Annotated in this window: 11 protein-coding genes; 9 read left to right on the top strand and 2 right to left on the bottom strand. The window is 39.7% G+C overall.

The genetic code is table 11. The annotated features are described in order from the left end of the window. Positions 1 to 34 precede the first annotated feature (34 nt). The 5 genes from I6E72_RS14455 (at position 35) to I6E72_RS14435 (ending at position 7,341) form a co-directional block, all read left to right on the top strand. Positions 35 to 1,624 carry an ABC-F family ATPase gene (locus I6E72_RS14455; protein ID WP_076915491.1) on the top strand — a complete coding sequence of 530 codons (1,590 nt, stop codon included), beginning with the start codon at positions 35 to 37 and terminating at the stop codon, positions 1,622 to 1,624. A 160-nt stretch (positions 1,625 to 1,784) separates the two neighbouring features. Beyond that, the gene (gene purE / locus I6E72_RS14450) at positions 1,785 to 2,267 is read left to right on the top strand and encodes a 5-(carboxyamino)imidazole ribonucleotide mutase (protein ID WP_002962540.1); all 483 of its coding nucleotides are present in this window, start codon (positions 1,785 to 1,787) and stop codon (positions 2,265 to 2,267) included. A gap of 2 nt (positions 2,268 to 2,269) precedes the next feature. Next, entirely contained in the window at positions 2,270 to 3,421 is a 1,152-nt protein-coding gene (locus I6E72_RS14445) for a 5-(carboxyamino)imidazole ribonucleotide synthase (RefSeq protein ID WP_197112817.1), read from the top strand. A gap of 119 nt (positions 3,422 to 3,540) precedes the next feature. Further along, positions 3,541 to 4,704, top strand: a complete 1,164-nt coding sequence (locus I6E72_RS14440) for an endonuclease/exonuclease/phosphatase family protein (protein ID WP_197112815.1) — start codon at positions 3,541 to 3,543, stop codon at positions 4,702 to 4,704. 132 nt (positions 4,705 to 4,836) lie between these two features. Beyond that, entirely contained in the window at positions 4,837 to 7,341 is a 2,505-nt protein-coding gene (locus tag I6E72_RS14435; protein ID WP_197112813.1) for a S9 family peptidase, read from the top strand. Positions 7,342 to 7,430: 89 nt separating this feature from the next. On the opposite strand, the gene rrtA is transcribed toward I6E72_RS14435, so the two are convergent. After that, positions 7,431 to 8,027 carry a rhombosortase gene (gene rrtA / locus I6E72_RS14430; protein WP_197112811.1) on the bottom strand — a complete coding sequence of 199 codons (597 nt, stop codon included), beginning with the start codon at positions 8,025 to 8,027 and terminating at the stop codon, positions 7,431 to 7,433. Between the two features lie 97 nt (positions 8,028 to 8,124). Between rrtA and ggt the strand changes: the two genes are divergently transcribed. The 3 genes from ggt (at position 8,125) to I6E72_RS14415 (ending at position 12,620) form a co-directional block, all read left to right on the top strand. Beyond that, positions 8,125 to 9,903: a gamma-glutamyltransferase gene (gene ggt, locus I6E72_RS14425; RefSeq protein ID WP_197112809.1), complete on the top strand. Its 1,779-nt coding sequence runs from the start codon at positions 8,125 to 8,127 to the stop codon at positions 9,901 to 9,903. A gap of 142 nt (positions 9,904 to 10,045) precedes the next feature. Continuing rightward, positions 10,046 to 11,740 carry an NAD-dependent malic enzyme gene (locus I6E72_RS14420; RefSeq protein WP_024589383.1) on the top strand — a complete coding sequence of 565 codons (1,695 nt, stop codon included), beginning with the start codon at positions 10,046 to 10,048 and terminating at the stop codon, positions 11,738 to 11,740. 154 nt (positions 11,741 to 11,894) lie between these two features. Beyond that, the gene (locus tag I6E72_RS14415) at positions 11,895 to 12,620 is read left to right on the top strand and encodes an SIMPL domain-containing protein (RefSeq protein WP_197112807.1); all 726 of its coding nucleotides are present in this window, start codon (positions 11,895 to 11,897) and stop codon (positions 12,618 to 12,620) included. A gap of 134 nt (positions 12,621 to 12,754) precedes the next feature. Here the strand turns inward: I6E72_RS14415 and I6E72_RS14410 are convergent, their stop codons facing one another. After that, positions 12,755 to 14,101: a DUF2254 domain-containing protein gene (locus tag I6E72_RS14410; protein WP_197112805.1), complete on the bottom strand. Its 1,347-nt coding sequence runs from the start codon at positions 14,099 to 14,101 to the stop codon at positions 12,755 to 12,757. 153 nt (positions 14,102 to 14,254) lie between these two features. Here I6E72_RS14410 and I6E72_RS14405 point away from each other — a divergent pair, with 153 nt between their 5' ends. Then, the gene (locus I6E72_RS14405; RefSeq protein WP_007586689.1) at positions 14,255 to 14,626 is read left to right on the top strand and encodes an MAPEG family protein; all 372 of its coding nucleotides are present in this window, start codon (positions 14,255 to 14,257) and stop codon (positions 14,624 to 14,626) included. Position 14,627: the final 1 nt, after the last annotated feature.

Here is a 14,627-nt window from a genome sequence, read left to right as displayed (position 1 = left end):
TAAATACATCATTACTCCTTTGGAGGGTAGCGCTATTATTAGTACAGCTAATGTCACCATGCAATTTGGTGCTAAACCATTATTTGAAAATATCTCAGCAAAATTTGGCGACGGAAACCGTTACGGTTTAATCGGTGCAAATGGTTGTGGTAAATCAACATTTATGAAGATTCTAAGTGGTGAGCTCGAAGCGTCTTCAGGTAATGTAAGTACTGATCCAAATGAACGTGTTGCTAAACTAAACCAAGACCAGTTTGCCTACGAAGAATACTCAGTAATTGATACTGTGATCATGGGTCACAAAGAGCTGTGGAAAATAAAACAAGAACGCGACCGTATTTACTCTTTACCAGAAATGAGTGAAGACGACGGTATGAAAGTAGCCGATCTTGAAACTGAGTTTGCTGAAATGGATGGTTACTCTGCTGAATCTAAAGCAGGCGAGCTTCTATTAGGCGTAGGTATTGGTACAGACCAACACTTTGGCCCAATGTCAGAAATTGCACCAGGTTTTAAACTACGCGTGCTACTTGCACAGGTGTTGTTTTCAGACCCAGATATAATGCTACTTGATGAGCCTACCAATAACTTGGATATTTACACCATCAAGTGGTTAGAAGACGTGTTAAACCAACGCGACTGTACCATGATAATCATCTCGCATGACCGTCACTTTTTAAACTCTGTGTGTACTCACATGGCCGATATTGACTACGGTGAGCTACGTATTTACTCAGGTAACTACGACGAATATATGTTTGCAGCAACGCAAGCACGTGAGCAACTACTTAGCGAAAACGCGAAAAAGAAAAACCAAATTGCTGAACTTCAACAGTTTGTATCTCGCTTCTCTGCTAACGCATCTAAAGCTAAGCAAGCAACATCGCGCGCTAAACGTATCGACAAAATTCAGTTAGACGAAGTTAAAGCGTCTTCACGTCAAACGCCGTTTATTCGTTTCGACCAAGAAAAGCAATTATTCAGAAACGCGCTTGAAATGAATAACTTAACGCAAGGCTTTGACGACAACACATTGTTTTCTGGGCTTGAAGGTTTAGTAGAAGTTGGCGAACGTATTGCTATTATTGGTGAAAATGGTGTTGGTAAAACAACATTACTTAATACATTAGCAGGGCGCTTAGCTCCTAAAGCCGGTGAGTTTAAGTTCTCAGAAAATGCAAATATTGGTTACTACGCGCAAGATCACGCAGATGAGTTTGCAACCGACATGAACTTGTTTCAGTGGATGGAGCAATGGCAACAAGAAGGCGACGACGAGCAAGTGGTTCGCAGCTTCTTAGGTCGTATGCTGTTCTCTCAAAACGATATTAAGAAGTCAGTTAAAGTAATTTCAGGTGGTGAGCAAGGCCGCATGCTGTTTGGTAAAATTATGATGCATAAACCAAACATATTGCTAATGGATGAGCCAACCAACCACATGGATATGGAATCTATTGAAGCGCTTAACTTAGCACTTGAAGCCTACGAAGGTACATTAATGTTTGTATCGCACGATCGTCAATTTGTATCATCGGTAGCTACCCGTATTTGGGAAGTTAAAGATGGTAAAATCATTGACTTTAGAGGCAACTACGCAGAATACCTAGCGAGTAAAGAAGCTTAATTAGCTATTTACCCGTTAACCCTAAAAAGCCATGTTTAAACATGGCTTTTTTGTTTTTGTAGCTTTGTATTAGTCGCAATTAATATGGCTTTGGGTATAATACCCGGCTTAAACAGGACATAAGTCCGCTATTTTAAAAATATATTACTGAGGAGTATTTATGACTGTTGGCATTATTATGGGTTCTAAATCAGATTGGCCAACCATGGAACATGCAGCACTTATGCTAGAGCATTTTGGCATTAAGTACGAAACTAAAGTCGTGTCTGCACACCGCACTCCTCAATTACTTGCTGATTACGCAAGTTCAGCCGCAGAACGTGGTATTAAAGTTATTATTGCTGGCGCTGGCGGCGCTGCGCATTTACCTGGCATGGCAGCTGCTTTTACGTCACTACCTGTACTTGGCGTACCTGTAAAATCAAAAGCATTAAATGGTGTTGATTCACTTTTATCTATTTGCCAAATGCCTAAAGGCGTTGCAGTGGGCACACTTGCAATTGGTGAGCCGGGCGCAGCAAACGCAGGTTTACTAGCCGCACAAATTTTAGGGTGTCAAAATCCAGAAATTTTTGCAAAAATTGAAGCGTTTCGTAAAGCTCAAACCGACACTATATTAGCTAATCCAAACCCTGCAGAGTAATAATGAATATTTTAATATTAGGTGCAGGGCAACTTGCACGTATGATGAGTCTTGCAGGCGCGCCGCTTAATTTAAATGTGGTTGCATACGATGTAGGCAGCAAGCAAATTAAGCATCCGCTAACTGGTGAGGTTTATAGCACGTCACTTGAGCAAGCAATATTAAACGCTGATGCAATTACTGCAGAGTTTGAGCACATTCCTGATGACGTACTAACACTTTGCTGTAACAGCAATAAGTTCTACCCAGGGAAAGCCGCTATTAAAACCGGTGGCGATCGCTCGCTTGAAAAAGCATTGCTTGATAAAACAAACGTAACTTGTGCGCCGTATCAATTAATTACTGAAAAAGCGCATCTAGAACACGCAGTTAAAACCCTAGGCAAGCCACTTGTTATTAAAACATGCCAAGCGGGTTACGATGGAAAAGGCCAATGGCGTTTAAAGTCGGATAGTCAAATAGACGAAATTTGGTCACAAATGGCTGATTTTATTGCATCGGGCACAGAGCTTGCGCCACATACAATTATTGCTGAGAAAATGATCCCGTTTGATCGTGAAGTATCTATTATTGGTGCGCGCGATAAACACGGTAACGTTGCTATTTATCCGCTAACAGAAAACGAGCACACTAATGGTGTGTTAACGCTTTCTATTGTCGGTAAAAATAATCAAAGTGTTGAAACTCAAGCAAACGATGCCTTTACAAAAATAGCAAACGAGCTTAACTACGTTGGCGTATTAGCTATTGAGTTTTTTGATGTACAAGGTACGTTACTTGTTAACGAAATTGCGCCGCGCGTACATAACTCAGGCCACTGGACGCAACAAGGCTGCCATTGCTCACAGTTTGAAAACCACATGCGTGCTGTTGCAGGTTTACCGCTTGGTAATACAGAACTTAAACACATTACCGCGATGATAAACGTACTAGGGCAACCTAGTATTCCAGCTGACGTACTAAAATACGCAGATGTAACTAGCCACTGGTACGGTAAAACTGCAAAACCAGGTCGTAAAATGGGCCATATAAACGTATCGGCCAGCAGCATGAATGACCTAGCAGATAAATTAGGTGAGCTTACTGAATATTTACCTGAGCAAGACTACCCAGGTATTTTAAAAGCGGCAGCAAATTTAATACTAAGCCAATAATTTCTAATTATAGAATTAATTTGTTAATACCGGCTTGAGCCGGTATTTTTTTGTCATAAAAAAAGCTTTTGAATATGTAATACTGTTAAAGTCTAATTTTAAATTTGTGAAGTAAAACAATGAAACTAAAAACAATATATGGCGCGCTAGCCATTGCTACATTATTTAGCTTAAATGCATTTGCATCAGACTCTCTTCGTGTTGCTACTTTTAATGTAAGTATGGATGCGACAAATCACACGCCTAAAGGCGAGCAAGTTAAAAGTGATGCTTTAGTTAATGCACTTAAAGCAAACCACCAGCAAATTAAGAACATAGCGGAAATTATTCAACGAGTTCGCCCTGATATTATTTTACTTAACGAATTTGATTACATCCCAAAAGAGCAGGGCATTGAATACTTTAATCAACATTATTTAAATGTAGGTCAGCAAAAACAAGATGCTATTAACTACCCTTACTCATACATTGCCCCGGTAAATACTGGGCTTGCCACCGAGTTTGATTTAGATAACGATGGCAAAAAAAATGGTGTTATGGGTGATGCACAAGGCTTTGGCTTTTTTGAAGGGCATTACGGTATGGCTATTTTGTCAAAATACCCAATCGATTTTGATAAAGTTAGAACCCTTCAAACCTTTAAATATAAAGACATGCCAAATGCACTAATGCCAATGATGCCTAAAACAGGTGAAAACTGGTATAACGCTCAAGAATGGGAAGCGCTTAGACTCAGCTCTAAATCGTTTTGGGATTTACCTATTAACGTAAACGATAAAACCATTCATGTTATTGCATCTCACCCAACACCGCCTGTATTTGACGGTAAAGAGGATAGAAACGGTAAGCGTAACCATGATGAAGTAAGGCTAATTGCCGATTACGTTTCAAACGCTAAGTATATTTACGATGATAAAGGCGAAAAAGGCGGTTTAAAAACTTATTCTCGTTTTGTTATTTTAGGGGATTTAAATGCCGCCCCAGAGGGGGATAAAGCCCGTACAAATACCACAGATCAACTACTTAAAAATCCACTTATTAACGCTCAATTTGTTCCAAAAAGTGAAGGCGCTAAAGAGCAGTATGACGTGCCTTATGCACAAAATTACAGTGCTAATTGGCAAGCGCGTGTTGATTACGTACTACCGTCAAACTATGGCTTAAAAATTAAAGACGGTGGTGTATTTTGGCCTACTAAAACTAGTAGTGAATATCGTTTAATTAAAGACAGAAACGCATCGAGCGATCATCGACTGGTGTGGCTTGATTTAATCGTTGAATAACGTCCACTAATAAAGGGGGCGTTAGTAAACTGAGCTTTACCCTGTTTAATGGCTATTTATCTTAAAAAATTGCAATAACTTGAGTGCTTCTGCTTAAATACGGCTTAATTATAATAACCGTATAGAAGCACTATGATTTTTAATCTTTCTTCATCTAAAACGTTAGTGGCCTTAGCTGTTGCCTCAAGTGTCATGCTTGCAGGTTGTAGCGCTACCGCTAACACCTCTTCAACACAGCAAAGTGCATTACCAGCAACTAAAATTGCTGCGGTTGTAAACACGCCAGCAGATATCGGCTCACAAAAAATAACGCTAGAACAAGCAATGGCTGATCCTGATTGGATGGGGAATCAGCCAGAGGGTGCTTACTGGGCGAGCGATTCGGCTACTATTATTTATGCTCAAAAAGAGCAGGGTAATATACTACGCGATTTATTTAGCCAATCGGTTACTAGCCAAACAGCAGAGCAAGTAGCTCTTAATAAACTTCATACTGTGGGTTCAAACAAAGCCGTTTATTCTAAAAATAAAACAATGGCGGCCTACACATTTAAAGGCAATGTATTTGTTAAAAACCTAAAAACCGGCGAACTTAAACAAATTACAGCTACATCAGCGGGCGAGTCAAAGCCACAATTTTTAAATAATGGCGATTTAGTTTACCGCCAAGGCAATGTATTTTTTAAAGTTGATTTAAAAACAGGCTTAACGAGCGAGCTTGCTAACTTAAAACTTGCTGATGAGCCAAAAGGTATTGAAGAGCCAAGCACGTATATTGCTAAAGAGCAGCATAAATTGATTAAATTTGTGGCGCTTCAACAAAAAAATAAAAAAGATAAGCAAGCACGCAGTGAGCAAATTAATGAACAAAACGATTCAATTGCTAACACGGCTTACTACTTAGGTGACGGTAATAAAGTTGCAGAGGCTCAGCTTTCGCCAAATGGTGATGCGCTGTTAGTCGTTGTACAAAAGCAAACAGACTGGCGTGGTGATGGCGATATTATGCCTAACTACATTACAAATGACGCCACTATAGAACCTAAAAAAGCACGCCGCCGTGTAGCCGACGCTAAAGAAGAAACCTCAAAGCTTGTCTACATCAATTTAACTAACAAAGAGCAAACATCACTTAGCTTTAATACCTTACCGGGCTTTGACGAAGATGTTTTAGCCGCAGTTAAAAAAGAAAATTATGCACGTGATGGTAAAACATATAAGTCTAAAAAGGCGCCTCGTGGCATTAACCTTATTATGGACTGGGGTTTTGAGCAAAGCCCAATAGTATGGAACGATGACGGCTCGCAAGTGGCTGTCATGCTAGAAGCATGGGACAATAAAGACCGCTGGCTTGCAAATGTAGATTTTAAAAACAACAAACTTGTGTCGCAACATCGCCTACATGACGACGCATGGATTGCTTACGCATTTAACGACTTTGGGTGGTTACATAACTCAAACACGCTTTATTACCTATCGGAAGAGTCAGGTTATAGCCAGCTTTATAAAAAACCAATTAACGGCAAAGCAACCGCGCTAACACAAGGCCAATTTGAGGTTTCTAACTTAACGCTTACAAGTGACAACAGCGCAATTTATTACAAAGCGAATGTCGAGCATCCAGGTCTGTACGAAATTTACCGCGTTAATCCACAAACAGGTAAGAGTGAGCAAGTTACTGACTTAAATGGCATGACTGATTACACGTTAAGCCCTGATGAAACCAAGTTACTCCTTAAGCACTCTACAATTACCATGCCTAATGAGCTTTATGTAGCTGATGCTCAAGCCAATACAAAAGCAACACGATTAACCCATACTGTGTCGGATGAGTTTTTAGCTAAAAAGCTAACTGCACCTAAAATTGTTGCTGTGCCATCGAGCCATACTGATCAACCTATATACGCAAAAGTGTACTACCCAGCTGATTACGTAGAAGGTGAAGTAGGTAAAAACCGCAAAGCGGTTATTTTTAATCACGGCGCGGGTTACTTACAGAATTCACATATGGGGTTTTCGGTTTATTTTCGTGAATTTATGTTCCATTCATTGCTCGCTGATGAAGGTTACATAGTAATGGATATGGATTACCGCGCATCTAAAGGTTACGGCCGTGATTGGCGCACCGCGATTTATCGTCAAATGGGCACACCTGAAACACAAGATTTAGCCGATGGCGTTAAATGGATGGCGCAAAATGCCAACGTTGATACCAAAGCAGTAGGTACTTATGGTGGCTCATACGGCGGCTTTATGACCTTTATGGCATTGTTTACCGCGCCTGAGTTATTTCAATCGGGTGCGGCACTACGACCTGTTACCGACTGGGCACATTACAACACAGGTTATACGGCTAATATATTAAACCATCCTGATGTTGACCCGATTGCATATGAGCGTAGCTCGCCAATTTATTACGCTGAGGGTTTAAACAAACGTTTACTCATTAATGCACCCATGGTTGACGATAACGTGTTTTTTCAAGATTCAGTGCGTTTAGTACAGCGCTTAATAGAGCTTGAAAAGCAAAACTTTGAAACAGCTATATTTCCTGTTGAACCACATGGCTTTGTACAGCCTTCAAGCTGGTTAGACGAATACCGACGTATTCATAAGTTATTTAAAGAAACGCTTTAATCTTTAATTCTTAAAGTATAAAAACAAAAACGCCGCATTAGTTTAGTTAACTAATGCGGCGTTTTTATTGGGTTGAACAAAATCTAACTTTATTTTTTATTTTTAAAGTTCTTTTTAAAGAGCTCTATAACCAGTGGTATGGCAAGCAGAGTCCCGCCAATTACACCAATTAAATGTGCATCAATAGCCACAGTGGAGTTAATAAGCTTTCCTATATCAGCATTAGGGCCGCTAAATTGCTCAAACGCTATTTTAATCCATACGCCTATAAATAATAAATAACCCGACTTTAGCCCTACGGTTATATCTTTAACTGCGCCCCATATAATTACACCATGCAGTAGAGCACTTAATCCGGTGTAAATATGTATGTTTGGGCAAAACCAGTAAACACCGAGTCCACACCACAGTGCTAGCGCAATTGTATTAAAAGCGTAGCGAGTAGGGGATGTGTATTCGCCATGTAAAAGCCATATTAATAAAACACCACTGGCATTTAGTCCCAAATGAACCCAATTAGCATGAACAAATTGGCTAGAAAAAATTCGCCACAATTCGCCTTCATCAATTAGGCTTCGGTTAAATTCAAGTAAATTATTTAAATCAAATGCAGCAAAAATGGTACTAAATAGCAGCAAAATAATAGGCGGTAATATATAACGAGGTTGAATAGGTAAATTAAGCATTTTATTATATTTTTTTAGTCAAAATTTTTGCATATTGTGCCCGTTTAACTTTAAGATGCCAAATACAACTACGTAATTAAGTGTTTTTAGTATTTTTATGCATTTTAAACTTAACTCATTATTTGCCATTGGACTGTGCGCAGTATCACTGCCTTCATTTGCACAGCAAGCAACTCAAATTGAAACTCGCGAACCTGAAGCCGCTACTGGATTAATCCATAAAAAAGTAGTGCAAGGTGATAAATACATGGTTGCTGCGGCAAATCCATATGCCTCAAGAGCCGGTCAACAAATTTTAGCCCAAGGCGGCAGTGCCGTAGATGCTGCCATTGCTACTCAACTAGTGCTTACTTTAGTTGAACCGCAATCGTCAGGTATTGGCGGTGGTACATTTATGATGTACTACAACAAAGCAAACAATAAGCTGACTAGTTTTGATGGCCGCGAAACAGCACCTGCAAATGCAGACGAAACGCTGTTTTTAGATAAGCACGGTAAAGCCGTTAAATGGATTGAAGCTGTAGTAGGCGGACGCTCTGTTGGTGTGCCTGGTATTTTACATGCCTTTGCAAGCGCGCATAAACAATACGGTACATTGCCGTGGGAAGCGCTTTTTAAACCGGCTATTGAACTTGCAGAGCAAGGCTTTGTAATTTCGCCGCGCTTACATGGCTTATTAGCACGCCAGTTAAACCCAGGCGTGCTGAGCATGCCGATTATTAACGAATACTTTTACCCAAATGGTAAATTAATCGAAGCGGGTAGCGTTAAAAAGAATCAACCACTTGCTGATTTATACAAAGACATTGCAAAGCAGGGCATTGATGCATTTTACAAAGGCGAAAACGCTAAACAAATGGTTAATGCTGTACAGCACTCTAAGATTGCCCCTGGTAAATTAAGTGTGCAAGATTTAGCAGATTACAAAAGTAAAGAACGCGATGCGGTATGTATACAATACCGTGCTTATAACGTGTGTTCTATGGCGCCACCAAGTAGTGGCGGTGTAGCAGTACTACAAATGCTTGGCCTACTTGAGCATAAAGATATGAGCGCACTTAAACCAAATGGCGAAAAAGCGATTCATTACTTTAGCCAAGCTTCGCGTATTGCATTTGCCGATCGCGATATGTACATGGGCGATCCCGATTTCACTCAAGTACCTACACAAGAGCTTTTAAACAAAGATTACATTGCCTCACGCGCTAAATTAATTACCGAAACAGACCAAAAAGCCGTAGCCGGTAATCCAGTAGGGTACTTAAGTTATGCAATGGATGATTCATACGAGTTACCTTCTACTTCGCATGTCTCTATTGTAGATAGTAAAGGTAATGCCGTTTCGATGACCAGTTCAATTGAAATGGCGTTTGGCTCTACGGTTATGGTTAATGGCTTTATTTTAAATAACCAACTAACTGACTTTTCGTTATCGCCACGTATAAACGGCAAGCTTGTAGCAAACCGTGTAGAGGCTGGTAAACGCCCGCGTAGCTCTATGTCACCGGTAATGGTATTTAATAAAGATGGCAGCTTACGTTTAATTGTAGGCTCACCTGGCGGTAGTCGTATCATTGATTACGTTGCACAAGTTGTTGTGGGTGTTATTGATTGGAATTTATCAGCGCAAGACGCTATTAACTTACCGCGTACAACAAATCGTAACGATTACACCAGCCTTGAAAAAGGCACAGCCATTGAAGCCATTGCGCCTGCGCTTACTAAACGCGGCCACAATGTACGTATTATAGATTTAAACTCAGGCTTACACGCAGTTGAAGTTAAAAATAATACCTTATATGGTGGTGCCGATCCGCGCCGTGAAGGTGTTGCGTTATCTGATTTAACTGATAATAACGCCACTATACAATTTTAAATTATGTATAATATGCATGCGAGCAGTGAAGCCCGCATGTATTTTCTCTCAATGGTCTGACTAGCTTAATTGTCGTTGCAATTAAACCTTTAACACTGATAATGACAGATCATAACTTAAGACTCCGTTAAAGCCTGGAAATATGACAACTAATACTGATCCTAACTACTTATATATTCATCATTCTGGCCCTGGCCTAATTGAAACACCGCTATTAAATAAAGGCAGCGCCTTTAGTAAAAAAGAACGCGAAAATTTCAATCTTGCTGGTTTACTTCCTCCTCGCTTTGAAACAATAGAAGAGCAAGTTGAGCGTTGTTATCAGCAGTATTCTAGCTTTACCGACAACCTTAATAAGCATATTTACTTACGTGCGATTCAAGATAACAACGAAACACTTTACTACCGTTTAGTGCGGGATCATCTTGAAGAAATGATGCCAATCATTTACACGCCTACAGTTGGCGACGCTTGTGAAAAATTCTCAGACATTTATCGCAGCGCACGTGGCTTATTTATTTCGTATGAAGATCGCTACCAAATTGACGACATTTTACGCAACGCTACCAAAGGTAAAGTAAAAGTTATTGTTGTAACCGATGGCGAGCGTATTTTAGGCCTAGGCGATCAGGGTATTGGTGGCATGGGTATCCCAATTGGTAAATTGTCACTTTACACTGCGTGTGGTGGTATAAGCCCAGCATACACATTGCCTGTAATGCTTGATGTGGGTACTAATAACGAAAAGCTTTTAAACGACCCTATGTACATGGGTGCACGCCATAAGCGTATTGCTCAAGACGAATACGATGAGTTTTTAGATTTATTCATTAAAGCGGTTAAACGTCGCTGGCCAAATGTATTACTTCAGTTTGAAGATTTTGCACAGCCAAATGCAATGCCGTTACTTAAGCGCTACCGCAATGAAATTTGTAGCTTTAACGATGACATTCAAGGTACTGCGGCTGTAACGGTCGGTTCTTTACTTGCTGCGTGTCGCGTTAAAAATTCAACCCTAAGCCAACAAAAAGTAGTTTTTGTGGGTGCAGGCTCTGCTGGTTGTGGTATTGCTGAGCAAATTATTAGCCAAATGGTTTTTGAAGGTATTACAGAAGCTCAAGCGCGTAGCCAAGTATTTATGGTTGACCGTTTTGGCCTGCTTTCAGAGGGTATGGAAGGCTTACGCGATTTCCAACAAGCACTTGCACAACCGCAAGGCTCGTTAAGTGATTGGACTTACAGCGGTGAATACGCATCACTTCTTGATGTTATGAACTGTGCACAACCAGACATTTTAATTGGTGTTTCAGGCCAACCTGGTTTATTTACTGAGCAAGCTATTCGTGCAATGCACGCAGGTTGTGAACAGCCAATTATTTTCCCATTGAGTAATCCATCTAAGCAGGTAGAAGCGCATCCTGCTGATGTTATTAAATGGACAGATGGCAAGGCACTTGTTGCAACAGGTAGCCCGTTTGATCCGGTTGAACACAACGGTGAAATTTTCCCAATCCCACAATGTAACAATAGCTATATTTTTCCTGGTATTGGTTTAGGGGTTATTGCCGCTAAAGCAACACGCATTACAGATGCTATGTTAAGTGTGTCTAGCGAAATGCTTGCAGAGTCGTCGCCGCGTGCAAACACAGGTAAAGGTAGTTTATTACCAGCCCTAACTGAAATTGAAACGCTAAGTAAGCGTATTGCATTTGCCATTGCTAAAAAAGCAATCGAAGAGGGCGTTGCTCTTGAGATTACTGATGATGCGTTATGGGCAGCAATCGACAAAAATTACTGGTTACCAAAATACCGTAACTATAAACGTTGTAGTGTTTAATAACGTTTATACGTAATTAAAAGTAAATGGTGTAATAGCATTAATTACAACGCTTAACAAAAAACAGGCAATGGCCTGTTTTTTTGTGCTTGTTCATATTTAATTAACCACGTACGGTGTTTACTAGCATTTACATAATTAAAGGATCGACTTAATGAAAACACTGACTCTTGTTTTAGGTAGTGCACTGGCTTTAAACGTACTTAGTTTTGATGCACTCGCGGCAGCGACTCCCGATGCTCCTCATATTTATGTTAAAGGCGAAGCTACTCTTACCACAATGCCAGATTACGTACAGCTTAGTGTAGGTATTACCGAAGTTGATAAAGACTTAATTGCTGCTAAAAATAAAACCGACTTAACCATCGCCAAAGCAATTAAGCTCGTAAAAGAAATTGGTGTTAAAGAGGAAGATATAAACGCCGGGCAAATCTCAATAAACCGTGATAGCCAATACAACCGCACTACCGGTAATCAAGAATTTAAAGGCTTTAAAGTATCTCGCACGCTAACTGTAAAACTTAGCGATATAAATAAATACCCTGAGTTACTACAAAGCTTAGTTAACAACGGTATTAACGAAATTAATCAAACGCAATTTTTAGCAAGCAACTACAACGAGCTGCATAAAAAAGCGCAAAAGTTAGCAATTAAAGACGCACGGGATGCAGCAAAAGAGTTTAGTGAAGATTATGGCGTTGATTTAAAAGGATTATACAGCGCATCACTGAGTCCACTCAATGTGCTGTCGCAGCCTTATATGCGCGCAGAAAAAGTAATGATGGCTGATAGCGCACCAAGTAACTATGTACCTGATGCCTACCATGCTGGAGAGATTAAAGTAACAGCCTCAAGCTATGCTGTGTACTACATAGATTAAAATATAGGTTCTTACTAGGGACGATTAACTCTATGTTGCTCGGTTTTTACTTAGCCCACTAGGTTACAAACCTCGCGCCGCGATTTAATCGCCCCTAGATTGAACAAATTTCAATCCAAATAATTCAACACGCCCTAGTGGTGCTCAAAACGTGCCACCAACTTCTCACCTTGATCTTGGCTAATACGCGCTATTGAGTTGAGCATATTAGTCACTTCGCGTCTGTCGTATTCATTAGTTACATGTTCATTTATGTCATCAACAATTGCATTTAAATAATTAAATAAACTGTTGCGTGCATCGGTATCTTTATGGGCAACAAACAAAATATTTTTAAATGCCTCAAGCACGTTTGTCATTACGTATGCATCGCCTTTGGCGTAATTACGCAGCGGTGTAAAGTTGTCGTGTAATAACTCATCAAAGCTTGTTTCATGAAGGTATAACAATGGGGCATTATCACTGTGCTTAAACGAGTAGTTAATATCGTTAATTGAAAGTCGTTGAATAAGTAAAATACTCAGCATATCAATTGATTTAACCGCAGTACCTGGATCGTTGATACCCGGGCTCATTGCCTTAACTGCAATTTCTGATATTTGCGTTAACCCATAACGGTAATGATCGCTAATGTACTCTTCTATATAAAAAATAAAGCAGTCGAGAATTTTATTAATCAGCTCTTCATCGTTTGCTATATCTTTATTACATTTTAAAAACGGGTAACCTTTAACTGTAAAATAGCCTTGGTTAACAGAGATATACACCTTTATATCTTGCTCTGCCAAAATGGCACACAGCTTATCGGTATGTACGCCTTTATAATACCCTTCCGTTTTACTGCTAACCGAATGCCACTTGCTAAAGTCTGGAAAGTCTTCAACTGGGTTCTCTTGCTGTCTTTGTATTATTGTTTTAATTTCGTTTTTAGTTTGGCTAAACAAGCCATTTAATACGTTATCAACCTGAATGGCGCGAGAGATTGAATGTATAAAAAATACAAATAAACCTAATGAAATCAAGCCAAAAATAAGTGCAAACAGTACACCAATTGAAGGAATAGCCGTACTGCCACCTTCAAGTTTATTAATATTTATAAGCATAATAATTGAGTAAATTATGCTGCCTAAATAAAATCCCAAAACCATTTGGTGTGATTTACGCGTAATAAGCCCAGGCACTACGCGGGGCGATAAACTCGCACTGGCCGAATTTAAAACCACCATTACCATCGAAAAACTAAACACAGTAAGCGAAATAATACTCCCCGCTAAAGTGCTTAAAATAGTACGCGCGTTTTCGGCGCTATCAACAAGTACAACCGATATAAACGATTTCAGCTGCTCAATAGGGGCTAAATATTCAACCGACATAGTTATAATGGCAAATACTAAAAAGCCCACTGAAAGCATAGAAGGGTAAAAGCCAATACTGTTAATCATTTCACGGTAACTGTCGGCTACTTTGCGAGGTACAAACATAAAATCCTTATGTGATTTTCTACTAACTTAATACCCTTAGCTTAGCATAGGCATTTATTAAACTTCTGATAATGCTGCTCAAATTTATATGTTATTATCACGCCCACAATAATAAAGCGCATGCTTATGCGATAAAAATAACAGGAAAACGCCGTGATCATTTCAACTTATGCTGCATTACTTGCATTCTTTTACATTTATTTGAGCTTTAACGTAATAAAAGTGCGCCGCGCGGAGCAGATATCACTTGGTGATAATGGTAACGCAACGCTACAACGTGCTGTGCGTGCCCACGCTAACTTTATGGAGTACGTTCCAATTGCTTTAATTTTACTTTTTTTGGCAGAGTACCAAGGGCTTGCTAGCCATTACTGTCATATATTAGGTGGTGCGTTATTAATAGGCCGTGTGTTTCAAAATTTAGGCATAGTAGAAAAAAGCCTGAAATATCGCCAAATTGGTACCATTACTACATTTTTAGTGATTATTGTTAGCGCCTTTGTATTGCTAGTGACACGCGGATAAT

Origin of the sequence: Pseudoalteromonas sp. NSLLW24 (genome assembly GCF_015864725.1) — a bacterium.
In the GTDB taxonomy this organism is placed as follows: domain Bacteria; phylum Pseudomonadota; class Gammaproteobacteria; order Enterobacterales; family Alteromonadaceae; genus Pseudoalteromonas; species Pseudoalteromonas arctica.
This window is presented reverse-complemented; position numbering and strand designations above follow the sequence as displayed.

Bases quoted from the DNA above. Each gene is read 5' to 3' on its own strand.
- I6E72_RS14445 (WP_197112817.1), top strand. From the start codon at position 2,270: ATGAATATTTTAATATTAGGTGCAGGGCAACTTGCACGTATGATGAGT.
- I6E72_RS14415 (WP_197112807.1), top strand. From the start codon at position 11,895: ATGAAAACACTGACTCTTGTTTTAGGTAGTGCACTGGCTTTAAACGTA.
- I6E72_RS14435 (WP_197112813.1), top strand. From the start codon at position 4,837: ATGATTTTTAATCTTTCTTCATCTAAAACGTTAGTGGCCTTAGCTGTT.
- I6E72_RS14440 (WP_197112815.1), top strand. From the start codon at position 3,541: ATGAAACTAAAAACAATATATGGCGCGCTAGCCATTGCTACATTATTT.
- ggt (WP_197112809.1), top strand. From the start codon at position 8,125: ATGCATTTTAAACTTAACTCATTATTTGCCATTGGACTGTGCGCAGTA.
- rrtA (WP_197112811.1), bottom strand. From the start codon at position 8,027: ATGCTTAATTTACCTATTCAACCTCGTTATATATTACCGCCTATTATT.
- purE (WP_002962540.1), top strand. From the start codon at position 1,785: ATGACTGTTGGCATTATTATGGGTTCTAAATCAGATTGGCCAACCATG.
- I6E72_RS14410 (WP_197112805.1), bottom strand. From the start codon at position 14,101: ATGTTTGTACCTCGCAAAGTAGCCGACAGTTACCGTGAAATGATTAAC.
- I6E72_RS14420 (WP_024589383.1), top strand. From the start codon at position 10,046: ATGACAACTAATACTGATCCTAACTACTTATATATTCATCATTCTGGC.